A 24,509-nucleotide genomic window follows, 5' to 3' on the forward strand; every position below is an offset into this window, starting at 1 on the left:
CATGAAATCGGTCTTTGCAGTCTTGTGAACATGTACAATGAACGACATCCCCAGAGGGGATAATCGCGGAGGAGCCGGATGCGATGGCCCGCACGTCCGGTTCTGTGAGAGGCCCATGAATATTTCATGGGCCTACTCGATATTTGTCGACAAAAGAAATGGCTTGTTCCCGGCATGTTTAGACAGACTTTGAACACGCGCTGTTTTATACTGGTGTCGTGTTTGAATCTTTGGGGAGTGCAAGGGCTTGGTCGTATATGCAGATCTGCTTTTTGTATTCAATTTGTTTATCGACGCGGTTTTATTGGCGGTAACCGCGCGTATCCGCCATCTTACTGTCAGGAAATTCCGCCTTTTGCTGGCCGCTTGTTTGGGGGCATCGTACGTTGTCGTCATGTTTGTTCCGCCGCTGTCCTTTCTGTATACATTTACCGTCAAACTCTTTGTTTCCTTTGCCATGCTTTGGATTTCCTTCGGATTTCGCAACTGGCCATATTTTGGCCAAAATGTCGCCGCGTTCTACATGGTCAACTTTGCGGCGGCGGGAGCGATTTTTGGCGTACGGTATATAACGCTGTCTTATCGGGATGTGTTGAACGGCATTTTGTTTTCCCGTACCGGCGGAGGTTTTGCGCTTGGGGAATTCGGCCCGCTGTTTATCCTGTTCGTGCTGCTTGCTATGGTGTGGTTGTTGCCGCGGCTGATCCAAAGCCTGCGCAAGCGGGAACGATTGACGCGGGCGCTTGCCGGGCTGGAAGTGACGATTGACGGCGTAAAGCGGCAGTGCATGGGCCTGATTGACACCGGAAACCAGTTGACGGACCCCTTGTCCGGCGCTCCGGTGATGATTATGGAAGCTTCTTTATGGAAGGAGAGAATCCCGGAAAGTTGGCAAAAACGCCTGCAGTCTCATGCCGCCGACCAATTGCTGCTGGAAAGCGCGGCGGAACATAATCCGTGGCTTGAACGGTACAGGCTGGTGCCGTATCGGGGAGTGAACAACGAAATGAAATTCATGCTCGCGCTAAAACCGGATAAAGTGGTCATCACGCGGGACGAAGGCGCGATCGTAGCAAATAAAGTGCTGATCGGGCTGGACGGCGGCGTGCTGAGCTCCGACGGCTCCTATCGCGCGATTATTCATCCCGGATTATTTGCCTGAATCATTCGTTTGCTTGCTTTGCATTTCTTGAGGGGGTAGCTCGCATGATGTTGAAATGGAAACTGATCTTAAAAATCGCCTTGTATAAACTGCTTTTCTCCCTTGGGCTGAAATCCGCCGAGATTTATTACATTGGGGGAAGCGAAGCGCTGCCGCCGCCATTGACGAGGGAAGAAGAAGAATATTTGCTGGGGAAGCTGCCCGGCGGCGATGCGGCGATCCGCGCCATTTTGATCGAGCGTAATTTGCGGCTGGTCGTCTATATTGCCAGAAAGTTTGAAAACACGGGCGTCCATATCGAGGATCTTGTCTCCATCGGCGCTATCGGGCTGATCAAAGCGGTCAATACGTTTGATCCGGAGAAAAAAATCAAGCTGGCTACATACGCATCCCGCTGCATCGAAAATGAAATTTTGATGTATTTGCGGCGCAACAGCAAAGTGCGGACGGAAGTCTCCTTCGATGAGCCGCTCAACATCGATTGGGACGGCAACGAACTTTTGCTCTCCGATGTGCTGGGAACGGAGAACGATACGATCTACCGCAATATCGAGGAGGAAGTGGACAGGAAACTGTTGCACAAAGCGCTCGACAAGCTTTCCGAGCGGGAGCGGATCATCATGGAATTGCGCTTCGGCCTGCAAGGCGGCGACGAAAAGACGCAGAAGGACGTGGCGGATCTCTTGGGCATCTCGCAATCATATATTTCACGTTTGGAAAAACGGATCATCAAGCGGCTGCGCAAGGAGTTTAACAAGATGGTGTAGGAGCGGTTCGCCAGCAGAATAAAAACGCCCCCCGGGGAGATAATGATCATTAATGCTGCTCCCTGGGAGGTAATGACAGTGACGCGAAATAAAGTCGAGATCTGTGGAGTAGATACTTCCAAACTGCCCGTATTGACCAACGCGGAGATGCGGGAATTGTTTGTAGAACTGCAGACGAACAAAGTGAGGGCGGCAAGAGAAAAGCTGGTGAACGGCAATTTGCGTTTGGTGTTAAGCGTGATCCAGCGGTTTAACAATCGGGGGGAATACGTCGACGATTTGTTTCAGGTAGGCTGCATCGGGTTGATGAAGGCGATAGACAATTTCGATCTGAGCCAAAATGTGCGTTTTTCCACATACGCCGTGCCGATGATTATCGGCGAGATTCGCCGCTATTTGCGCGACAACAACCCGATTCGCGTCTCCCGCAGCCTGCGGGATATTGCCTACAAGGCGTTGCAGGTTCGCGACAACCTGACCAACCGGCACAGCCGCGAGCCGACGATCATGGAAATATCCGAGGAGTTGAACGTGCCGAAGGAAGACGTGGTTTTTGCACTCGATGCCATTCAGGATCCGGTGTCGCTGTTTGAGCCGATTTATCATGACGGCGGCGACCCAATTTATGTCATGGACCAGATCAGCGACGAGAACAACAAAGATGTTTCGTGGATCGAAGAAATCGCGCTGCGGGAAGCGCTGCAAAAGCTCAACGAACGGGAAAAAATGATTTTGTCGATGCGCTTTTTCGAGGGAAAAACGCAAATGGAAGTGGCCGACGAAATCGGCATTTCGCAGGCGCAAGTTTCCCGGCTGGAAAAATCGGCCATCGCGCAAATGCAAAAGCATGTTTCCCAGCAATAAAAAACCATATCGAAAACAAAAACCGGGCAGACGATTCGCGTCTGCCTCTGTTATTTTTAAACGGAACCATATCCTGCGCATCTTGTGCACTATTTCCCCAAGCCTGCCATATAATGAGTTGTAGGAGTGATATGAGCCTGTTATTTCTTTTTCGGCAGGTGGCGGCATGAAAATTTCCGATTTTCAAACCAAAGATGTGATCAATATCGTGGACGGCAAAAAGCTTGGGCAAATCAGCGACCTGGAGCTTGATTTGCGGCACGGCCGCATCGAGTCCATCGTCGTTCCGAGCCAGGGCAAGTTTTTCGGGCTGTTTGGCGGCGGCGCCGATGTCGTGATCCACTGGCGGAATATAGTCAAAATCGGAATGGACGTCGTCCTGGTCAAACTGGATGATGCGAAAATGCAGCAAGCCCTCGAGGAAGGCGACACTTCCGGCGATTTGTCCAGGTAACGCTTACTGCAAATTGCATATCGCCAAACGGCGCTCGGTCAGCTGGGTTGAGGGACCTGTCAACTCTTTGCACAAAGTTTTTTTCAACAATTCGTTGATGGCAAGTTGGATGTGCGATGTTATTGTTCAGTGTTCATGTCATGATGCAACTGTTCCGAGATCGTGTCACTATTGGACAGGAGATAATGGTATTGGCACAGACGAAAATGAAAAAGGTACCCGTGGAGGGTCCGATCGTCCTTCGGGTTTCCCTAATTGTCATGAGTTGTCCCAACAGACAAGCAAATGGGAATCGCGCTCACTATATGTGATTTTTCACTTACATTTTCTTAAAAGTTGGAGTTTGTGATGAATGTTTATGGTTTTTCACATATATTTGCGCAAATTTGGCAAAACACCGGCAAATATATATGGTTTTTCACATATATTTGCCAAAAAATCGTGTTCTGAGAAAATTATATGTGGTTTTTCACATACATTTTACTGTTGATCAGAAAAAATCAGAATTTTAAAACCGTTTCCAACATTTTCATTCGAACCCGGTTGCAAGCCGGCTGTCAGGCTGTGCATTTATCTTTCAGCTTCTCCGTGATCCGCCCTTGTCATTGCCAGTATTACGCACAGGGCAAGCCTGCACCGCAGTGGCATTTTTCTTGCCGCGGATTTACCATCGGGCAAGAACCGGTCGGCTCGTTAGCGTTTGAAAATGGAAATAATCCGCTGAATAGCGTCAATGGTGACTGTTAGCGTTTTTAAAACGGAAATAAATCGCATAATACCTGCGACCGTTAGTCCCAAATGCCGCTGATGGCGTCAGCTGGCCGGGATTTTTTATTATGTTTTCGATATGTTACACTAATTCGGAGGTGATCGCGGGATGGAACCCTTTATCGCTGAAGAAAACACGCAAAACCCGCCGCTTTTATATTTGCCAAAATGGACCAAGCGCTTCCCGAATTTGACCGCGGGCTTTACGACAAGGCTTGGCGGAGTTGGAGGAGGCCGCTTTGCTTCACTGAACTGCGCGCTGCATGTCGGCGACAATGCGGCCGATGTGCTCGCAAACCGCGCAATCGTGGCGCGCGCGATCGGCATGGAAGCGGATTCGTGGACATGCGCCGAGCAAGTGCATGGCTGCAAAGTGGCTTGCGTCGGCAGAGCTGATAAAGGCAAGGGCCGACTTTCCCGAGCGTCCGCCGTCGGCGAATTCGACGCGCTGATAACGGTGGAGAAAGGCGTGCTGTTGACCGCGTTTTTCGCTGATTGCGTGCCGCTTTATTTCCTCGATCCGGAGCATGAAGCGATCGCCATCGCGCATGCGGGTTGGCGCGGCACGGCGCAAAATATCGTGCATAAGACAGTGCAAGCGCTGGCCGCACAATTTGGCAGCGATCCGGCGAAACTGTCAGCCGCCATTGGCCCGGCAATCGGTCCGTGCTGTTATGAAGTTGGCGATGATGTCGTAAGCGCTATTGCCGCCCAATTAGGCGAAAATCGCGAAAAAATCGCGAAGGTTGAACAACTTCCGCCGTCGGCGGACGGAAAAACCGCCAAAACCTTGCTCGACTTGAAAGAGGCCAACCGACAGTTTATGATAAAAGCAGGAATATTGCCGGCGAATATCGAAATATCGAGAAGATGCACCAGTTGTGACAGCCGCCTGTTTTTTTCCCATCGCCGCGACGGCGGGCCGACAGGCAGAATGGCGGCTTGGATCGGTTGGAAAGATGGAGGATGACCTAATCCTTTGGAATTGCAGAAGAGATTGCAAACGGTAGAAAACCGCATCCGGTCTGCCTGTGAAAAAGCGGGCAGATCACGCGATGAAATCAAAATCATTGCCGTAACCAAATATGTAGGCGTCGCCGAGACGCGGCAAATTTTGGCGGCGGGTATTACCAACATCGGAGAAAACCGTTGGCAGGTGGCCAAACCGAAGTGGGAAGAACTAGCTCCCCTCGCCGACTGGCATTTTATTGGCCAATTGCAGACGAATAAAGTGAAAGACGTTGTTGGCAAATTTGCTTATATTCATTCGCTTGACCGTATTTCCCTGGCGGATGAAATCCGCAAAAAAGCTGTAGCCCTGGGGATAACCGTTTCCTGTTTTATTCAGGTAAACGTTTCCGGCGAAAAAACGAAATCGGGTCTTGCGCCTGACGAATTAAGCGCCTTCGCCAAACAGGTCGGCGCCTATGAAGGGATTCGGATTGTTGGGCTAATGACGATGGCTCCGCATGTTGCCGACCCGGAAGACGCCCGCCCCGTATTTCGCGGTTTGCGCCGATTAAGGGACGATTTGAACAGGAGCGGAGTTCTGCCATATGAGGCAAACGAATTATCCATGGGCATGTCGAACGATTATGCGATCGCGGTTGAAGAAGGCGCAACATGGCTGCGTCTGGGATCTGTTTTGGTGCGCGGCTGATCAGGTGACAGGAGGCTGATGAATGTGGGTGTTGTGAACCGGTTCATGAACTTTTTGGGGTTGCAAGAGGAAGAAGAAATTATTGAGCGTTATGAGGAGCCGGAAGAAGAATTTGCAACGGCAAGAAACATGCCGCGTAAAAATAAGGGGAACGTAATCGGATTGCCCACGCAAAAGCCGACTAAAGTGGTGCTGAGCGAGCCCCGGTCTTACGACGAGACGCAGCAAATCGCCGATCACCTGCGCGCGCGCCGCGCCGTGGTAGTCAATTTGCAGCGCGTCCGCCCGGATATCGCTGTGCGGATCGTTGATTTTTTGAGCGGGACGATTTATGCGCTAAACGGCAGTATTGCGAAGGTCGGAACGAATATTTTTCTGTGTGCGCCGGAATCCGTGGAAGTTCAGGGCGCCATTTCGGTCAACCAGGATGGCGAATACGAAGATATGAGGTGAAACCGTTTTGTCATTTTACGAAATTCAAGGATACATCTCCACAATCGAGCAAATTTATTTCTTTATGATTATTGCTTATGTTTTGCTGTCATGGGTGCCGAACGCCCGGGAAAGTTTTGTCGGGGAAATTTTGGCCAAATTATGTGAACCGTATTTATCACCATTCCGCAAACTGATTCCGCCGATTGGGGGGATGATCGACATTTCGCCGATCATAGCGCTGTTTGCCCTGAGATTTGTCGCGTACGGTCTCGTGCAGGTCATTGCCTTTCTTTTTTACAGGTAAACCATGTCCAAAGACATTTATTCGCATTTTCACCCCACTGAGCGCGCTTTTGTCGAACAGGCGATCGATTGGATCGACCGCGCCGTCCGCAGCCGCCGCCATAAACTGACCGATTTTCTCGATCCGCGGCAGACATGGATTTTAACAACGCTTGCCAACCGTGAACCCGATGCGTTGATCCGCTTTAGCGGCGGATATCCGGAAGCGGAACGCAAGCGGGCGATCATCGCTTTCGCCGACACGCCGCCGGAACATTTGGAATTTAGCGTCACACGATTGTCCATCGTTCCCAAAGGCGGCAAGTTTTTGTCGCTAAATCATGGCGATTATTTGGGCAGTCTGCTTTCCTTGGGCATCAAACGGGACAAAGTGGGCGATCTTTTGGTGACCGAAACGGATTGCCAATGTCTGTTGGCTACCGAAATTGCCGACTTTATCCGGATGAATTTGCGGCAGGTAGGGCGAACATCGGTAACAGTGGACGAGTTGCCGCTTGCCGGACTGCCAAACGTGCAACCGGCGTTTTCCGAAATGCGGTTTACGGTTGCTTCCTTGCGGTTGGACGCGATCATCGGCGACGTGTGCCGCCTAAGCAGAGCGAAGGCGCAAATCCCGATCAAAGCCGGAAGATGCCGCGTCAATTGGAAAACCGAGGAAGATTCGTCGCGTTTGCTTCAGGAAGGCGATGTTATTTCCCTGACGGGCTTCGGGCGGTTCAAGGTGCTCGAGATTGCCGGGAATTCCAAAAAGGGCAGAATTTTCGTCAAAGTTGGGAAATACCTCTAAACATAAACCAAATGATTGCCGAACCATGCAGGAATTTACCCGCACTTGTCGAATATCCATTGTAATCATGTCAGCAGTATCCATTATTTATCGTGATTGAGGAGGTGCTCCAATGCCGCTTACGCCATTGGACATACATAACAAAGAATTCGGCCGGAGAATGCGGGGCTATGATGAAGATGAAGTGAACGAATTCCTTGACCAGGTAATCAAAGACTACGAAGTGATCATCCGCGAAAATAAGGAATTGCAAAACCAGGTAACGAACTTGCAGGAAAAAATCGACCATTTCCATACGATGGAGGAAACGTTAAGCAAAACGATTCTTGTTGCGCAGGAAACCGCTGACGAAGTCAAAAACAACGCGAAAAAAGAAGCGCAATTGATTATCCGCGAAGCGGAAAAAAATGCCGACCGCATCATCAACGAGGCGCTGGCGAAATCGCGCAAAGTCGCCCTGGAATTGGAAGAGCTGAAAAAACAGGCCGCCATCTACAAAGCCCGTTTCCGCGCGCTGCTGGAAGCGCAACTGGAAATGCTGCGCGAAGAGAACTGGGAATCGCTTGAACGCGCGGCAAATGTTGAGTGACCGGATTTGACGTTTCGGGAAACATCCGGTATACTCCTGTGTATAATTGGCTGTTGTGAAAACGATGAACGGGACAAGTAAACCGCTGGCATCGGATCAAGCGAGTTAGGGACGGTGCGAGCCTAATATCCGAAACGGTTGAATATCCCCCGTGAGTGCGTCCCGAAAGCAACGAGGAATGGTCGAGCGATGCCCGCCGCCCGGCAAGTAGGGATGTCCGGATGATTCCGTTATCGATCGCAAAGTTATTTGCGCCGTCATGATACAAAGCAAATAACAAGGGTGGTACCACGTGAACCAAAGCTTCTCGTCCCTTGGGATGAAAAGCTTTTTTATTTATATAAAGGAGAGATTGTTCAATGGATTACGGTAAGACGCTCAATTTGCCGCGAACGGATTTTCCGATGCGCGGGAACTTGCCGCAGGCCGAGCCTAAAATGCAAGCATGGTGGGACGAAATTGACATATACGGAAAGGTTCGGGAGAAAGGCCGTGGCAAGCCGAAATTTATTTTGCACGACGGGCCGCCGTACGCCAACGGCGATATTCATATCGGGCACGCGTTGAACAAAATTTTGAAGGACATCATCGTCCGCTGCAAGTCGATGCAAGGCTACGACGCCCCCTATGTGCCGGGCTGGGATACGCACGGTTTGCCGATTGAGCAAGCGATTGCCAACAACAAAAAAGTCGACCGCAAAAAAATGTCCATTAAGGAATTTCGCGACGCTTGCAAAGCGTACGCGCTGCAATGGGTGGACAGGCAGCGGAACGGATTCAAGCGCTTGGGCGTGCGCGGCGACTGGAACAACCCTTACGTTACGCTGGAACCCGCCTATGAAGCGCAGCAAATTCGCGTATTCGGCGAAATGGTGAAAAAAGGCTACATTTACAAAGGGCTCAAGCCGGTGTATTGGTCGCCTTCGTCGGAAAGCGCGCTTGCCGAAGCGGAAATTGAATATAAAGAGAAAACTTCGCCGTCCATTTATGTTGCTTTTGACGTAAAGGACGGCAAAGGCAAACTGCCGTCCGACGCGGCTGTCGTCATTTGGACGACGACGCCGTGGACGCTGCCGGCCAATTTGGGCATCAGCCTGCATCCCGAATTCACATACGTGTTGGTGGAAACGGCGGGCAAAAAGTACTTGATCGCGGAAGAACGGTTGCAGGCCGTCAAAAAAGAAATCGGCTGGAACGAGACCGCCGTCCTCGGCAGTTGGCGGGGCGCGGAACTGGAGTATGTTGTTTGCCGGCATCCTTTTTACGAGCGGGACTCGCTTGTCATGGTCGGGGAACATGTGACGCTGGATGCCGGCACAGGCTGCGTGCATACGGCGCCGGGACACGGTGAAGAAGACTTTGCCATCGGGCAGCAATACGGGTTGGGCGTGCTTTGCCCGATAGACGATCAAGGCAAGTTTACCGCGGAAGCGCCCGGATTCGAAGGCGTATTTTACGATGCGGGCAACAAAATGGTAACCGATATGCTGCAAGCGTCCGGGCATTTGCTGCATCTTGGCTTTATCCAACACCAGTATGCCCATGATTGGCGCACCAAAAAGCCGGTTATTTACCGCGCCACCGAGCAGTGGTTCGCCTCCGTGGACAAATTCCGGCAGGAAATGCTGGATGAAATCAAGCACATCAAATGGACGCCTGCCTGGGGCGAAATCCGTTTGCACAACATGATCGCAAGCCGGGGAGACTGGTGTATTTCGCGCCAGCGCACATGGGGCGTGCCCATTCCGATTTTTTACTGCCGCTCATGCAATACGCCGCTCTTAAACGATGCCACGATTCAGCATGTGGCGGATTTGTTTGCCAAAGAAGGTTCGGGAGCATGGTTTGAAAAAGACGAAAGTGAATTGTTGCCTGCCGGAGTAACATGCGCTCATTGCGGTGCTGACAGTTTCCGCAAAGAGACCGATATTATGGACGTTTGGTTTGACTCGGGGTCCAGCCATGCCGCCGTTTTGGAAACAAGGCCGGAATTGCAATGGCCGGCGGATCTTTACCTGGAGGGCTCCGACCAATACCGGGGCTGGTACAACTCTTCGCTGATCACATCCGTTGCCGTTCGCGGCACCGCTCCTTACAAGGGCATTTTGAGCCATGGCTTCACGCTCGATGGGGAAGGGCGGAAGATGTCCAAGTCGCTGGGCAATACGGTTGATCCGTTGAAAGTATGCAACACGCTGGGCGCCGATATTTTGCGGCTTTGGGTGTCGTCGGTCGACTATCAGGCGGATGTGCGCATCTCCGAGCAAATTTTGGCGCAGATCACCGAAGTTTACCGCAAAATCCGCAACACGCTGCGCTTTTTGCTGGGCAATCTGGGCGACTTCAACGTGCAACAGGATCGCGTGCCGTTCGAACAGATGAACGAACTGGACCGTTTCGCCCTTATTTGCCTGCACCGCATGGCGGAAAAAACATTGAGAGCGTATGACAGCTATGATTTTCATCTGGCCTACCAGGCTGTGCATCATTTTTGCGCGGTGGAAATGAGCGCATTTTATCTGGAAATTGTCAAAGACCGTTTGTATGTGCGCCCTGCCGGCGACCCGGAGCGCAGAGCGTGCCAAACCGTATTATATGACGCGCTTACGGCAATAACTAAACTGATCGCCCCGATTTTGCCGCATACGGCGGACGAAGTCTGGAAGCATATTCCGGATACGGGCTTAATCAGCGTACAATTGAGCGAATTTCCCAAAGTTGATGCGAACATATTTGCCGCGGCGCTGGAAAAGAAATGGAGCAGGTTCATTGAAGTGCGCGGCGAAGTATTTAAAGCGCTGGAGTTAGCAAGGCAGGAAAAAGTGATCGGCAATTCGTTGAGCGCGAACATCGAGCTGTATCCCGACCGGGAAACGAAGCAATTGCTCGCGCAATTCGCCTCATTGCCGGAGTTGTTTATTGTTTCGGCGGCTGCCATTGCCGGCGATTTGGAAGATGCGCCGCATGACGCGCAAAAACTGGAGCGGATAGCGGTGCGGGTCTTGGCGGCGGCGGGGGAAAAATGCGAACGCTGCTGGATGGTAACGCCGGAAGTCGGAAAAGATAAACGGCATCCGACGCTGTGCCCGCGTTGTGCCGAAGTGGTTTCCACCCATTTCCCCCATTTTCCGGAGATCAACGCCTGAACGCTTCCGGGACGGCTTTGGGACATTCGTTATAGGAGAATGTTATGTCTCGGTCACAGCAAGAAACAAAGAACATTCCCGCATTGGCAAAGCTGCATGAGGAAGTCGCCAAGCTGACCCGGACGGTGGAGCGGGCGCGCATCGCCGATTATGTGCAGCTTTTGGACCATCCGCGCAAATTGATTTTCGCCAATTTAATTGCCGGCATCGCCAGAGGTGTCGGCATTGCCATTGGCTTGACCGTGTTCGCGGGAACGATCCTTTATTTTTTGCGCATGCTGGGAGCGCTTGATCTTCCGATTATCGGCGGCTATATTGCGGAAATTGTCAAAGTCGTGCAGGCGCAGCTCGAAGGCAGAAGGTTTTAAGGTTTTTTAGTGTTTTTAAGCATCCTTATGTTTATTCGAGTTTCAGCGAATCGTCGCCCTCGCCTCGCGCAATGTATTTCCGGTATTCGTTGTTGCGAACGACCAGCACATGATTCCCCGTAATGTCCGTCGCGAGAAAACTTTCCAGGGGTTCGACATATCCGTCGTTTTCGTCGGATTCAATATACAAATTGTCATAGCTGTATACATCGGGGTCTTCCGCCATCGCCGGGGTGTTGGCGGTGCCCCACTGTTCGACAACTTGCCAGGCGTCTTCCCCGTCGAACTCGGTTTCATCATCGCGCTTATCGAAGCTCGTTCGCCCGAAGGGCGGACGCAAATACCGCTCCTCCGCCGGACGGCGGCCGGAGAGGCCGGGGTCCGGAACATGCTCGATGCAATAGCGGGCGGTGGGGAGAGCTTTAAGCCTTTGATACGGAATGTGTTTGCCGCACGCGGCGCAAATGCCGTATGTTCCGTTTTCCATTGCGGCAAGCGCCCGTTCGATCTCTTCCTGCCGTTCTTCATTGCGCTCGTTCAGCGCGATGTCTTTGCCGCGTTCGAACATTTCCGTGCCGGCGTCGCCAGGGTGGTTGTCGTTGACTGACAGCTCGCCTGTTGAGTCGCGGAATGAACCGGACAGCCCGAAATGGTCGCCGCGTTCGTCCATGTGCTTGATTTCGGCTTTTTCCGCGAGCAGGCGCTGTTTCAAACGCCGGATTTGTTTTTCAGTCAGTTTCATGGTTTTGTGTCCTTTCCCAATCGCAACTGTAGTCGTTTATAGCTTGCGCCGAACGCCGCGCGATTTCACGCGGAAATTGCTTGCAGGAGAGGCAAATTGAACGCGCTGTAAATGCTATGCTATACTGAGAACGAGCCATTTGGCCTCATACTGGCGGGCGAAACTTGATTGCGCTAATGGAGGAATAAGGCATTGATTTATTATGTTATCGCGCTTGCGGTAATTTTACTTGACCGGATTACCAAATTGCTGGTTGTCGACAAACTTGATTTGTATGAAACGATTCCGGTAATTGGCCGGTTTCTTTCGATTTCGTCGCACCGCAATCGGGGCGGCGCCTTCAGCATTTTGCAAAATCAGCGGACATTTTTTATCATCGTCACCATTGTGATTGTCGCGGGTATCGTTTGGTATTTGCAGAAACTCATCAAACGGGGCGGCAACCGCTTGCTTGCGACCGGCCTTGGGTTTGTCATGGGCGGCGCGATCGGGAATTTTATCGACCGGGTGACGACGGGGGAAGTTGTTGATTTTGTGCAGTTGCATTTTGTTTTTGCTTTTTTTGGCAAGCATGTCGATTACATTTTCCCCATTTTCAACGTGGCCGATGTCTGTATTGATGTCGGTATCGGCTTGATTTTGCTCGATACGATCTTAAAGTCCCGCCGCGAAAAGAAAGGGCTGCCGAATGAAGTTTGAAAACATGAGCCCCGATGAATGGGAAGAGGAAGAAGGCGCAAACGCATCCTCGCAACTTGTTGCGTGGCATATCGACCCGTCCGAAGCCGGGGAACGCATCGACAAGGTGGTCTCCGATCGCCTGGGAAGCGACTTTTCCCGCACGCAAGTGCAGCAGTGGATCAAAGATGGTTTGCTTAAAATCGACGGCCACGTTGTCAAAGCCAATTATCGTCCGGCAAGCGGGCAGCAAGCGGAGCTCTTTGTTCCGCCGCCTGCGGCAACCGAAATTTTGCCGGAAAATATTCCGCTAGACATTGTTTACGAAGACGCCGATGTAATTGTCGTGAACAAACCGCGGGGAATGGTCGTGCATCCCGCGCCCGGCCATTATGCCGGCACCCTGGTGAACGCGCTGCTATATCACTGCCGCGATTTGTCGGGAATAAACGGGGCGTTGCGCCCGGGCATCGTGCACCGCATCGATAAGGACACATCGGGATTGATAATGGCGGCGAAAAATGACAGGGCGCACCGGGGCCTGGCGGGACAATTGCAAGAACATTCGGTTACCCGTATCTATACCGCGCTTGTGCACGGCAACGTCGTCCACGATACGGGCACGGTGGATGCGCCGATCGGGCGCGATCCGCGCGACCGCAAGCTGTTCACGGTAATAGCGGAAAACAGCAAAGAGGCCATAACGCACTTCACGGTAATCGAGCGGTTTCCCGGATACACGCTGTTGCAACTGCGGCTTAAAACCGGCAGAACGCACCAAATCCGCGTCCATATGCAGTTTATCGGCCACCCGCTGGTAGGTGATCCCCAATATGGCAAAAAGGGCGGCATTACCATGAACGGGCAAGCGCTGCATGCCGGCGTTTTGGGTTTCAGGCATCCGCGGACCGCGGCTTATTTGGAATTTCGCGCTCCGCTGCCGCAGGATATGGAACACATATTGCAGCGGCTGCGGTCGCTGTAAAGGCGTTCACGCCTGAATCAGACAAACGAAACACGATACGTGCGCAGCCAATAGTTCGTTTGCCATAGGAAGGCAAGCATCTGCGGCAAGCCCATTAACTGCCCGAACCAGGGCAAATCGCTGGCAGGGGCGTCGGAAGCGAGCAGGCCGATCACTTTGTTGCGGTCGAACAGCCGCCAAAGCGGCGCGGAAGCGTCAGCCGCAACATCTCCCAGTTTTTCGCGCACGGCAGCCAAATAACCGGGATGATGGGTTTTCGGATACGGGCTTTTTTTGCGCATGATCACTTTTTCGGGCATCGCGCCGGATAACGATTGGCGAAGGAGGCCTTTTTCCATGCCCCCGGCGGTTTTGATGCTCCATGGAACATTCCATACATATTGGACGATGCGGTGGTCGCAAAACGGCACGCGCACTTCCAGGCCGCACGCCATGCTCATGCGGTCTTTGCGGTCCAACAGCGTCGGCATGAAACGGGTGATGTTTAAGTAGGACATCTCCCGCATTTTTTTATCCTGCGCGGATTCACCCGGAAGCTGCGGCACTTCCGCAATCGCCTGGCGATATCGGGTTTGCGCGTATTCCGCGACGCGGATTTGCGCCGCCGTGTCTTTTTGCAAAAATTGTTCGCGCAAAGACAAGGAGATCGACCAGGGAAATGTGCCGGCATTGAGCAGTTCCTTGCGGTTAAACCACGGATACCCGCCAAATACTTCATCGGCGCCTTCGCCGGAGAGAGCGACGGTGGCGTGCTTTTTGATCTCGCGGCAAAAAAGATACAACGAGCCGTCAATATCCGCCATGCCGGGCATATCCCGGGCTTTAACGGCCGCTTCCAGCGAAGCGACAAGATCGGGCGTATCGAACATGACGCGGTGATGATGCGTGCCCGCAAAAGCGGACATGTGCTCGATCCACTTTTGGTCGGAACTGGGCTGAAAAACATTGGCGCGAAAGTATTTGTCGTTATCGACATAATCGACCGAGAACGTATCGAGGGCGCCGCGGCCTTCGGCCTTGCCGTGTTTTGCCGCCAGAGCCGTTAACGCGGAAGAGTCGAGTCCGCCGGAAAGCATGGCGCAAACCGGAACATCGGAGATGAGCTGGCGTTTGGCCGTATCCTCAAGCAATTCGCGCACCTTTCGGGCGGTCGTCGGCAAGTCGTCTTCATGCGGTCTGCTTTCCAGCTTCCAATAGCAGCGCTCGCATATCCCGTCCCGCGTAAACCGCAGGCAAAATCCCGGCTTGAGCTCAACCATCCGTTTGTAAACGCCGTGGCCGGGCGTTCGCGCGGGACCGATCGCCAACACTTCCGCCAAACCTTCCGTACCGACTTCAGCCGGAAAAGCGGGGTGCGCCAAAATCGCCTTCGGTTCGGACGCGAACACAAATGTGTTGCCTTTTTGCGCATAAAAGAGCGGCTTAACTCCCAGGCGGTCGCGGGCCAAAAACAGGCTTTGCCGCTCCTCGTCCCAAACGCCGAAGGCGAAAATTCCGTTGAACCGGTTAAGACAGCTTTCCCCCCATTCCGCGTACGCCGCAAGCACCACCTCGGTGTCGCAAGCGGTGCGAAAACGGCGGCCTATTGCCGCAAGCGCATTGCGCAGCTCCCGCACATTGTACAACTCGCCGTTATAGACGATTACCTGGGGCGCATTGCGGCCGTCAAGCACCATCGGTTGCGCGCCGTTTAACGGATCCATAACGCTCAAACGGGTATGGCCGAGCGCGCAATGGCCGGAAATCCAGGTACCCGATGCGTCAGGCCCGCGATGGCCCAACGATGTCGTCATGGCTGCAAGCGTTGCGGATTGTTCGGCCAAACGGCCGCGCCAGTCGATCCAACCGACAATTCCGCACATTTTCATCCACCTTCCCTTCATTTTGCCAGGCAACACGGATTTTTCGCGAAAAAGGTGTTGTGCTAACAAAATATACGAGGAAATCGGAAAAAAATGTCTGCCGGTTCATCAGTGGCATATGCAGGCGAAAACCGTTGCCGGAACAAATGCTGACAATATAATGGAAGAAAAAATAAAGCCAACCAACAGCATAAAGCGTCTTTTCATGACGAACCACCTCAATCGCGTAATATTTGATCACATTTACCTCATGAGATGGACTGATTATATGGATTGTGATTTGCTAAAAACAATGTATCCGTTATATATTCTGACGACAAAACCGTTTTAAATGAAAAAAAAACGGGGCCGCAAAAATGTTTGCGCCCGTCAAGTGCGGTCGGAAAGCCGATGCATATTGAAATGCGCGTTCAGTTGCCCGCGCAACATTTCCTTCTTGGCCTGCTCCTGATTGATCGCTTCCCTTTCTTTTTCTCTTTCCCACATTTTCCTGATTTCAAACGTGTGCAGCCCGTCTTCCATTTTATCGGCAATATCCGCCAAAGCATCGACATCTTCAAATGAATACTTGCGCGTGCCGCCTTTTGTCCGCTCCGGGATAACCAGCTTTCGTTCTTCATAATAGCGAATTTGGCGTACGGAGAGGCCGGTCAACTCGCTTACTGTGCCGATTGGAATCACTTTTCGCTTGCGGTATGACATCTCCTTCCTCCTCTCGTTTTGGCATTCCTGATTCGCTTGGTGTGTTTTGTTCTTAATGTAGCAAATTTGTTACGCTTATCATAACAGATACGTGAGAAAATATAACGACGAAAAAAATTTTTCTCATGTCGCCGTGACGTTGAACAATGCGGAGTCAATCAGATTTCATATCGACTTGTGCTAAAATCACAGATTTTTTCACACCCGGGGAAAAAAACTATGTGAAGAAATCTCACCTGATTGTAGAGCGTTTAGTCCGAATGTGGAAAAATGATCGCATTACAATCTGATTTGGAGGTTTTCGCATGGCCGCAAAAAACTACACCGCAGAAGACATTCTTCGCATGGCGAAGGAACAAAATGTCAGATTTATCCGATTGCAATTCACCGATTTGCTGGGCGCCATTAAAAACGTGGAAATTCCGCTCAGCCAATTGCCGAAAGCGTTGGAAAACAAAATGATGTTTGACGGTTCTTCGATTGAGGGGTTTGTTCGCATCGAAGAATCCGATATGTACTTATACCCGGAATTGAATACATGGATGATTTTTCCGTGGACAACCGGCGAAGGCAAAGTAGCCCGCTTGATCTGCGATATATACAACCCTGACGGCACCCCGTTTGCCGGAGATCCCCGCAATCAGTTGAAAAAAATGCTGAAAGAGGCGGAAAATCTTGGGTTTACCGCGATGAATGTCGGACCCGAGCCGGAATTTTTCTTGTTCAAAACGGATGAAAAAGGTTTGCCCACCCTGGAAGTAAACGACCAGGGCGGCTATTTCGACCTGGCGCCGACGGACCTTGGGGAAAATTGCCGCCGCGACATCGTATTGACCCTGGAAGAAATGGGCTTCGAAATCGAAGCGTCACATCATGAAGTGGCCATTGGCCAGCACGAAATCGATTTTAAATACGCCAACGCGGTGGAAGCCGCCGACAACATCCAGACTTTCAAGCTGGTCGTGAAAAACATAGCCCGCGCGCACGGGCTGCACGCAACCTTTATGCCGAAACCGCTGTTCGGCGTTAACGGTTCGGGCATGCATTGCCATCAATCGTTGTTCAAAGGCAAGGAAAACGCCTTTTATGACGAGAAAGACGAACTGGGCTTAAGCGAAGTGGCCAAACAATATATGGCCGGCGTTCTGGCGCATGCGCGCGCCTTCGCCGCAATTACGAACCCGACCGTCAATTCGTATAAACGCCTTGTTCCCGGTTATGAAGCGCCTTGCTATGTGGCTTGGTCGGCCAAAAACAGAAGCCCGCTGATCCGCGTGCCGGCAAGCAGAGGCTTGAGCACCCGGATCGAATGCCGCAATCCGGACCCGGCGGCAAACCCGTATTTGGCTCTGGCCGTCATGCTTGCGGCAGGCCTCGATGGAATTCGCAACAAGATGAAGCTTTGCCCTCCGACCAATCAAAACATCTATGTCATGACGGAAGCGGAACGCAAAAAACATGGCGTTGCCAATTTGCCCGCTTCGTTGGGAGATGCTATCATGGAATTGAAGAAGGACAAGGTAATTGCGGACGCGCTGGGAGAGCATATTCTGACGCATTTTATCGAAGCCAAAGAAATCGAATGGGATATGTTCCGGCTGCAGGTCCATCCTTGGGAACGGGAACAGTATTTGTGCGCATATTAATCCATCACGGAAAAAACAAGGAGCGGCAGTATGGGAGACAATCATTTTATCCAACAGCTTTTTGCGGACAGGATTGGCGGACCAAGGTTCGGTCTTGGCACCGATATCTATAAATTTGAAAAAATCAAAAGAGCGAAACGGGCGGCGCTTGCCGCCCATCCTGGTGTTGAGCTCATCGATTTGGGCGTGGGCGAACCGGATGAACGGGCGGACGACACCGTCGTGCAAATTTTGGCGCAGGAAGCGGCGAAACGGGAGAACCGGTTTTATGCCGATAACGGCATCGCCGATTTTAAAGTGGCTGCTGCCGCTTACATGAAGCAAGTGTTTGGCGTCGACGGCATCGATGCGGAAACGGAAGTCAACCACGCCATCGGCTCCAAGTCGGCTTTATCCATTTTGCCGTATTGCTTTATCAACCCCGGCGATATTACGATTATGCCGAGCCCTTGCTATCCGATTTTAGGCACGCATACGAAATATTTGGGCGGCGAAGTCGTTTCCTTGCCGATCAATCAGGAAAACCGTTTTTTGCCCGATCTGTTTTCGCTTGCGGATGATGTGAAAAAGCGGGCGAAGTTGTTATATTTGAATTATCCGAACAACCCGACCGGCGCGTCCGCGACGCGCGACTACTTTGCCCGGGTTGTCGCTTTCGCCAAACAGCACCAAATCATCGTCGTGCACGATGCGGCTTACGCCGCTCTTGTTTTCGACGGAGAAGAGCCGCTCAGCTTTTTATCCGTTCCGGGGGCAAAAGATGTTTGCATCGAACTTCATTCCCTCTCCAAATCATTCAACATGACGGGCTGGCGGATCGGGTTTGTCGTCGGCAACCCGCTTTTGGTAAAAGCGTTCGCAACCGTTAAGGACAATGTCGATTCCGGGCAGTTTATCGCGATTCAGAAAGCTGCCGCGTATGCGCTCGGACACCCGGAATTGACCGCCCGCATCAGCGAAAAATATTCGCGGCGGCATGACATGCTGGTTTCGGTTTTGCGAAAATTCGGCTTCCAGGCGACCAAGCCCAAAGGTTCGTTTTTCCTGTATACGAACGCGCCGAAAGGAATCGAAGGCGGCCAGGAATTTCCGACGGCGGAGGCTTTCAGCCAGTATTTGATTTTGGAAAAACTGATTTCCACAGTGCCGTGGGATGACGCCGGCAGGTGCATCCGGTTTTCCGTTACGTTCGAAGCCGACGGCGAGGAAGAGGAACGGCGGGTAATGGCGGAGATCGAACGGCGGCTCTCCGGCGTAAAATTCGTATTTTAAGGGTGGACTTACACAGTGAAATTTACGAAGATGCATGGGCTTGGCAACAACTATATATTCGTCAACGAGTTTGCGGAAAGCTTGCCGGAAGAAGAGCTGAGTGAGATCGCCATTCGCGTGGCCAATGTCAATACCGGCATCGGCTCGGACGGCTTGATCCTGATCGGACCGTCGCGGACGGCGGCTTTCCGGATGCGGATTTTTAATGCGGACGGTTCCGAAGGAAAAAACTGCGGGAACGGATTGCGCTGTGTCGCCAAATACGTCGTCGATCGCAACATGATCGCGACGACTTCTTTCTCCATCGAAACGTTAGGCGGCATCGTGAATGTCGACGCGGTGCGGGGGGAAAACGGAAAAGTGCGGGAAGTTACGGTGGACATGGGCGAACCCCGCTTGCGCAAACGCGATCTCCCGATGCTGGGTGAACCGGACAGCACGACAATCGATGAGCCGCACGAAATCAACGGGCATCAATACCGCATGACGGCGGTCTCGATGGGGAACCCCCATGCGGTCATGTTTGTTTCCGACGTCAATCAGGTTGCCGTGGCGGAAATCGGCCCGCGGATTGAAACGTGCGCGCTTTTTCCCGAACGGGTTAACGTCGAATTTATCGCGGTGAAAAACCGCCGGGAAATCGATTTCCGCGTTTGGGAACGGGGCTCCGGCATCACGCAGGCATGCGGCACCGGCGCTTGCGCCGCCGTGGTGTCCGGCGTATTGAATGGCAAGCTGGACAAAGGCGTGCCCGTTACCGTCCATTTGCTCGGCGGGGATTTGGCGATCACCTGGGGCGAGGACGGGCACATTTATATGCTGGGCCCGGCGGAAACGGTTGCCGTAGGCGAATTTTTGCTGTAACGAAACATTTGCGATTTTCACATTGACAGCGCATCCCTATTTATGACATAATGCATTTGATATGTAGTGGATCCTTTTAAAACAGTCCAGAGAGGCTGGAAAGGGATGCGTAATTAGCTTGCGGCTCGTTTGTCCAAACGAAGCCGTATACTGGCGCATGCTGCTCTCCGCCGATCCGGCGGGGAGTTTTTTTATTCCGGTGCTGGAAGGTGAGCCCAATGTCCGATCATATTTTGATGGACGAAACGGCGATTCGCCGCGCTTTGACCAGAATTGCCCATGAGATTTTGGAAAAAAACAAAGGCGTGGACAATGTCGCGCTAATCGGCATTCGCACAAGGGGAATTTATCTTGCGCGCCGCATCGCCGGGTTGATTTCGGCCATCGAAGGCGTTTTGGTCCCGGCCGGGGAACTCGATGTCACTCCTTACCGCGACGACGTCGTGCAAAATCGCGCCGCCGCAACGAGCGTTAGCGCGCTGCCGTTTGCCGTGCAAGGCAAAAAAATCATTCTATTCGATGATGTGCTGTATACCGGCAGAACGGTCCGCGCCGCAATGGACGCGCTGATCGACCAGGGGCGGCCGGCGCAAATCCAATTGGCGGTGCTGGTTGACCGCGGACACAGGGAGTTGCCGATCAGGCCCGATTACATCGGGAAAAATATACCGACTTCGAAGCAGGAAACCATTGAAGTGCGTTTGCGGGAATTTGACGGAGCCGACGGTGTTGTCATCTTGCAGAAAAAGGGCGTGGGGGGCTAATGCGGACACAAACGAATATCGCAAACAGGGAATTGCTTGGTTTGAAGGGCGTCAGCGCGGAAGAAATAAACCGGATATTGGAGCGCGCCGCATATTGGGAACATCATCCGGAACGCATGCACAAATTGCTGCAGGGAAAATTTATCGCCAATCTGTTTTTTGAAAACAGCACGCGGACGCGCATGTCGTTTGAAGTGGCGGAAAAACGTCTCGGCGCGGAAGTGTTTAATTTTATCGCCTCGATTTCGAGCGTGCAAAAGGGCGAATCCATCTATGATACGATCCGCACTCTGGAATCGATGGGAGTGGACGCGGCGGTCGTCAGGCTGACGCCGAACGGTTTGTTGCATGATTTGGCGCGTAAAATCAAAGCGCCGATTATCAACGCCGGCGACGGCAGCAACGAACACCCGACGCAGGCGCTGTTGGATCTGTACACCATGAAAAAAGAATTCGGCGAAATTCGCGACTTAACCGTCGCGATCATCGGCGACATCGCGCACAGCCGCGTCGCCCGCTCCAATCTTTGGGGGCTTTCCGCCATGGGGGCGAAAGTTAGGCTGTGCGCGCCGGACAATATGCGGGCGCCCGAGTTGGCGGAATTTGCGCCGTACGTTCCGATCGAAGAAGCGCTGCAAGCGGATGTGGTCATGATGCTGCGCGTCCAACTGGAACGGCATGAACGCGGTTTGATTGGTTCGGCGGAACATTACAGGAAACAATATGGTTTAACGGAAGAGCGGGCGGCCAGGTTAAAGCCGCACACAATCATTATGCACCCTGCGCCGGTGAATCGGAATGTGGAAATCGACGATGCGGTGGTCGAATGCCCGCAATCACGCATTTTCACGCAGGTGGCAAACGGTGTACCGGTGCGCATGGCGGTTATCGAACGCGCATTGGTATAATGATCGCGAACGGGGGAAACGGCATGGGAACCTGGATTATCAACGGCCAACTGGCGGACGCAAACAGCGGCCCGGAAAGAAAACACATATTCGTTGCAAACGGCAAAATCGAACGCATTGCGGACCGTCTTCCCGAAGCGGAATTAGCGGCCGGCGCGCATGCGGTCATTGACGCCGCGGGCAAACTGGTTGCACCGGGATTCATCGATATGCACGTGCATTTACGGGAGCCGGGATTCGAACATAAAGAAACGATTGCGACGGGCGCGTTGTCGGCGGCAAAAGGCGGGTTCACCACCATTGCCTGCATGCCGAATACCCGTCCGGTTGCGGACAATAGCGAAGTGATCAACCTGATATTGGACAAGGCCAAAGCGGCGAACAAGGCAAGGGTGCTTCCCTACGCCGCCATTACGAAAGCGGAGCAAGGCCGGGAACTGACCGACTTTGCCGCGTTAAAAGCCGCCGGCGCGATCGGTTTCAGCGACGACGGCGTCGGCGTGCAAAGCGCGCAGATGATGAAAGAGGCGATGGCTTTGGCGGCGTCGGTCGGCCTGCCGATTGTCGCGCACTGCGAGGACAACACGCTGGTTGCGGGAGCGCCGGTCAACGAGGGAGCTTTTTCCCGCAAGTTTGGTTTCAAAGGCATCCCGAACGAATCGGAAGCGATTCATGTCGGCCGGGATATTTTGCTTGCGGAGGCGACCGGCGCGCACTATCATGTGTGCCATGTCAGCACGGAGCAGTCGGTGCGGCTCATTCGCCTTGGCAAGAGCGTGGGGGTAAACGTGACGGCGGAAGTGTGCCCGCATCATTTGCTATTGTCCGATGAAGACATACCTAAGCCGGATGCCAATTGGAAAATGAACCCGCCGTTGCGCTCGCCGCAGGACGTGGAAGCGGTGATAGCGGGACTGGAAGAAGGCACGATCGACATCATCGTGACCGACCATGCGCCCCATGCGGCGGAGGAAAAAGCGAAAGGGATGCAGCATGCGCCGTTTGGCATCGTCGGGTTTGAGACGGCATTCCCGCTTTTGTACACCAAATTTGTCGCCACCGGCAGATGGACGCTTGCGTTTTTGCTGGAGAAGATGGCGGCAAAACCGGCGGAAGTGTTTGGCTTGCCGGGAGGGCGGCTGATCGCCGGTTCGCCCGCCGATTTGACCATCATCGATACGGAGACGGAACAGACCGTCGATCCGGCGGCATTTTTAAGCAAAGGGCGCAACACCCCGTTTACAGGCTGGAAATTAAAAGGCTGGCCGGTGTTGACGATGGTGAACGGAAACGTCGTTTGGTCCAAATAAACAAAAATCGTGTTACTTACCATACAAAGGAGTGGGCAATCATGCAAGCGACATTGCTGCTGGAAGACGGAACGCTGTTTGTCGGCAAAGCGTTTGGAAGCGCGGCTTCTACGGTGGGGGAAGTGGTGTTCAACACCGGCATCACCGGCTATCAGGAAGTATTGTCCGACCCTTCCTATTGCGGTCAAATCGTAACGATGACTTATCCGTTGATCGGAAATTACGGAATCGCCCGCGATGATTTCGAATCGATTCGCCCTTATGCGCATGGCTTTGTTGTGCGCGAATACGAGACGGTGCCCAGCAACTGGCGCGCGCAATACACGCTTGACGAGCTGCTTCGGGAATACGAAATTCCCGGCATCAGCGACATCGACACGCGAAAATTGACGAGGCTGATTCGCCAACACGGCACGATGAAAGGCATTCTGGACACAACAGGGAAATCGCCGGAAGAGCTGAAAGAAGCGCTGGATAGCACGCCGCTTGCGCAAAATCAAGTATCGCGCGTATCGACCAAAAATGTGTTTGCCAGCCCCGGAAATAAAGAACGGGTTGTTTTGGTTGATTTCGGCGCCAAGAGCGGCATGCTGCGGGAACTCGTGAAACGCGGCTGCGACTGCATTGTCGTTCCGCACGACACGACAGCGGAGCAGATCAGGCGTTTGCATCCGGACGGCATTTTGCTTTCCAACGGACCCGGCGACCCGAAAGATGTCCCGTACGCCGTGAAGATGATACAGGATTTGCTTGGTGAAATTCCGATTTTCGGCATTTGCCTCGGGCACCAGTTGTTCGCGCTGGCTTGCGGAGCCGATACGGAAAAATTGAAATTCGGCCACAGAGGCGGCAACCACCCGGTCAAAGACTTGGAAACAAACCGCTGCTATATCACGTCGCAAAATCATGGATACACGGTGAAAGAAGACTCGATTGCCGGCACCCAATTGAAAATCACGCATATCAACAATAACGACAAAACCGTGGAAGGCCTCAAACATTTGCAATATCCGGCCTTTTCCGTGCAATACCATCCGGAGGCGGCCCCCGGTCCGTTTGATTCCAGCTATTTGTTCGATGAATTTCTGGAGATGATCCGGGCTTGGCAGGCCGGCAACCCGGGCATACCGAAGCAGGTGCAATTCGCCGAAAAACAGAAAGGGGTGCTGGAACTTGCCTAAAAACAGCAATCTGAAAAAAATCCTCGTGATCGGCTCGGGCCCGATCGTCATCGGCCAGGCGGCGGAATTCGACTATGCCGGAACGCAGGCGTGCCAGGCGCTGAAAGAAGAAGGGCTCGAAGTCGTCTTGGTGAACAGCAACCCGGCCACGATCATGACCGACACGAACATGGCGGACAAAGTGTATATAGAGCCGATTACGCTCGATTTCGTCACGCAAATTATCCGTCAGGAGCGTCCTGACGGCTTGCTGCCGACGCTTGGCGGCCAAACGGGCCTGAATATGGCGGTC

The 24,509-nt window shown here is 52.8% G+C and carries 25 protein-coding genes and 1 other annotated feature; of the genes, 22 read left to right on the forward strand and 3 right to left on the reverse strand.

Features of this window, described 5'->3' with window-relative positions:
* Positions 1 to 247: 247 nt before the first annotated feature.
* The 12 genes from spoIIGA (at position 248) to VF260_02985 (ending at position 11,303) form a co-directional block, all read left to right on the forward strand.
* Positions 248 to 1,162: a sigma-E processing peptidase SpoIIGA gene (spoIIGA, locus tag VF260_02930; protein ID HEX7056141.1), complete on the forward strand. Its 915-nt coding sequence runs from the start codon at positions 248 to 250 to the stop codon at positions 1,160 to 1,162.
* 44 nt (positions 1,163 to 1,206) lie between these two features.
* Complete coding sequence (gene sigE / locus VF260_02935) at positions 1,207 to 1,929, forward strand: RNA polymerase sporulation sigma factor SigE (GenBank protein HEX7056142.1); 723 nt, start codon at positions 1,207 to 1,209, stop codon at positions 1,927 to 1,929.
* A gap of 78 nt (positions 1,930 to 2,007) precedes the next feature.
* Entirely contained in the window at positions 2,008 to 2,793 is a 786-nt protein-coding gene (gene sigG / locus VF260_02940) for an RNA polymerase sporulation sigma factor SigG (protein ID HEX7056143.1), read from the forward strand.
* Between the two features lie 166 nt (positions 2,794 to 2,959).
* Positions 2,960 to 3,247: a YlmC/YmxH family sporulation protein gene (locus tag VF260_02945; protein ID HEX7056144.1), complete on the forward strand. Its 288-nt coding sequence runs from the start codon at positions 2,960 to 2,962 to the stop codon at positions 3,245 to 3,247.
* 877 nt (positions 3,248 to 4,124) lie between these two features.
* Positions 4,125 to 4,985: a peptidoglycan editing factor PgeF gene (gene pgeF, locus VF260_02950; GenBank protein HEX7056145.1), complete on the forward strand. Its 861-nt coding sequence runs from the start codon at positions 4,125 to 4,127 to the stop codon at positions 4,983 to 4,985.
* A gap of 9 nt (positions 4,986 to 4,994) precedes the next feature.
* Positions 4,995 to 5,675 (forward strand): YggS family pyridoxal phosphate-dependent enzyme, encoded by a 681-nt coding sequence (locus VF260_02955; protein HEX7056146.1) that lies wholly within the window; start codon positions 4,995 to 4,997, stop codon positions 5,673 to 5,675.
* A gap of 24 nt (positions 5,676 to 5,699) precedes the next feature.
* Entirely contained in the window at positions 5,700 to 6,128 is a 429-nt protein-coding gene (locus VF260_02960) for a cell division protein SepF (protein HEX7056147.1), read from the forward strand.
* A gap of 7 nt (positions 6,129 to 6,135) precedes the next feature.
* Entirely contained in the window at positions 6,136 to 6,414 is a 279-nt protein-coding gene (locus VF260_02965) for a YggT family protein (protein HEX7056148.1), read from the forward strand.
* Positions 6,415 to 6,417: 3 nt separating this feature from the next.
* Positions 6,418 to 7,200, forward strand: a complete 783-nt coding sequence (locus VF260_02970) for a YlmH/Sll1252 family protein (protein ID HEX7056149.1) — start codon at positions 6,418 to 6,420, stop codon at positions 7,198 to 7,200.
* A 112-nt stretch (positions 7,201 to 7,312) separates the two neighbouring features.
* Positions 7,313 to 7,789 carry a DivIVA domain-containing protein gene (locus tag VF260_02975; GenBank protein HEX7056150.1) on the forward strand — a complete coding sequence of 159 codons (477 nt, stop codon included), beginning with the start codon at positions 7,313 to 7,315 and terminating at the stop codon, positions 7,787 to 7,789.
* 55 nt (positions 7,790 to 7,844) lie between these two features.
* Positions 7,845 to 8,107: a binding site (T-box leader), on the forward strand.
* A gap of 41 nt (positions 8,108 to 8,148) precedes the next feature.
* The gene (ileS, locus tag VF260_02980; protein ID HEX7056151.1) at positions 8,149 to 10,935 is read left to right on the forward strand and encodes an isoleucine--tRNA ligase; all 2,787 of its coding nucleotides are present in this window, start codon (positions 8,149 to 8,151) and stop codon (positions 10,933 to 10,935) included.
* Positions 10,936 to 10,979: 44 nt separating this feature from the next.
* A complete protein-coding gene (locus tag VF260_02985; GenBank protein HEX7056152.1) occupies positions 10,980 to 11,303 on the forward strand; it encodes a DUF5665 domain-containing protein in 324 nt (107 codons plus the stop codon).
* A gap of 31 nt (positions 11,304 to 11,334) precedes the next feature.
* Here VF260_02985 and VF260_02990 read toward each other — a convergent pair whose 3' ends face one another.
* The gene (locus VF260_02990; protein HEX7056153.1) at positions 11,335 to 12,045 is read right to left on the reverse strand and encodes a TraR/DksA C4-type zinc finger protein; all 711 of its coding nucleotides are present in this window, start codon (positions 12,043 to 12,045) and stop codon (positions 11,335 to 11,337) included.
* A 192-nt stretch (positions 12,046 to 12,237) separates the two neighbouring features.
* Between VF260_02990 and lspA the strand changes: the two genes are divergently transcribed.
* Positions 12,238 to 12,744, forward strand: coding sequence for a signal peptidase II (lspA, locus tag VF260_02995; GenBank protein HEX7056154.1), 507 nt, complete (start codon positions 12,238 to 12,240; stop codon positions 12,742 to 12,744).
* Between the two features lie 4 nt (positions 12,745 to 12,748).
* The gene (locus VF260_03000; GenBank protein ID HEX7056155.1) at positions 12,749 to 13,708 is read left to right on the forward strand and encodes an RluA family pseudouridine synthase; all 960 of its coding nucleotides are present in this window, start codon (positions 12,749 to 12,751) and stop codon (positions 13,706 to 13,708) included.
* A gap of 17 nt (positions 13,709 to 13,725) precedes the next feature.
* Here VF260_03000 and asnB read toward each other — a convergent pair whose 3' ends face one another.
* Entirely contained in the window at positions 13,726 to 15,570 is a 1,845-nt protein-coding gene (gene asnB / locus VF260_03005; protein ID HEX7056156.1) for an asparagine synthase (glutamine-hydrolyzing), read from the reverse strand.
* Positions 15,571 to 15,939: 369 nt separating this feature from the next.
* Positions 15,940 to 16,272: a MerR family transcriptional regulator gene (locus tag VF260_03010; protein ID HEX7056157.1), complete on the reverse strand. Its 333-nt coding sequence runs from the start codon at positions 16,270 to 16,272 to the stop codon at positions 15,940 to 15,942.
* A gap of 305 nt (positions 16,273 to 16,577) precedes the next feature.
* Here VF260_03010 and glnA point away from each other — a divergent pair, with 305 nt between their 5' ends.
* The 8 genes from glnA to VF260_03050 all read left to right on the forward strand — a co-directional run.
* Entirely contained in the window at positions 16,578 to 17,918 is a 1,341-nt protein-coding gene (gene glnA, locus VF260_03015) for a type I glutamate--ammonia ligase (protein HEX7056158.1), read from the forward strand.
* A gap of 30 nt (positions 17,919 to 17,948) precedes the next feature.
* On the forward strand, positions 17,949 to 19,190 hold the full coding sequence (locus VF260_03020) for an LL-diaminopimelate aminotransferase (GenBank protein ID HEX7056159.1): 1,242 nt from the start codon (positions 17,949 to 17,951) through the stop codon (positions 19,188 to 19,190).
* Positions 19,191 to 19,220: 30 nt separating this feature from the next.
* Positions 19,221 to 20,054, forward strand: a complete 834-nt coding sequence (dapF, locus tag VF260_03025; GenBank protein HEX7056160.1) for a diaminopimelate epimerase — start codon at positions 19,221 to 19,223, stop codon at positions 20,052 to 20,054.
* 218 nt (positions 20,055 to 20,272) lie between these two features.
* Positions 20,273 to 20,818, forward strand: a complete 546-nt coding sequence (gene pyrR / locus VF260_03030) for a bifunctional pyr operon transcriptional regulator/uracil phosphoribosyltransferase PyrR (protein ID HEX7056161.1) — start codon at positions 20,273 to 20,275, stop codon at positions 20,816 to 20,818.
* Entirely contained in the window at positions 20,818 to 21,726 is a 909-nt protein-coding gene (locus tag VF260_03035; protein ID HEX7056162.1) for an aspartate carbamoyltransferase catalytic subunit, read from the forward strand. Before pyrR ends, VF260_03035 begins: the two co-directional genes overlap by 1 nt.
* Positions 21,727 to 21,749: 23 nt before the next feature.
* Complete coding sequence (locus tag VF260_03040; GenBank protein ID HEX7056163.1) at positions 21,750 to 23,036, forward strand: dihydroorotase; 1,287 nt, start codon at positions 21,750 to 21,752, stop codon at positions 23,034 to 23,036.
* 41 nt (positions 23,037 to 23,077) lie between these two features.
* A complete protein-coding gene (locus VF260_03045; protein HEX7056164.1) occupies positions 23,078 to 24,217 on the forward strand; it encodes a carbamoyl phosphate synthase small subunit in 1,140 nt (379 codons plus the stop codon).
* Positions 24,210 to 24,509 (forward strand): hypothetical protein (locus VF260_03050; protein HEX7056165.1); only part of this gene is annotated, 300 nt, incomplete at its 3' end. The genes VF260_03045 and VF260_03050, both read left to right, overlap by 8 nt.

Source organism: Bacilli bacterium (genome assembly GCA_036381315.1).
Classification (GTDB): domain Bacteria; phylum Bacillota; class Bacilli; order Paenibacillales; family KCTC-25726; genus DASVDB01.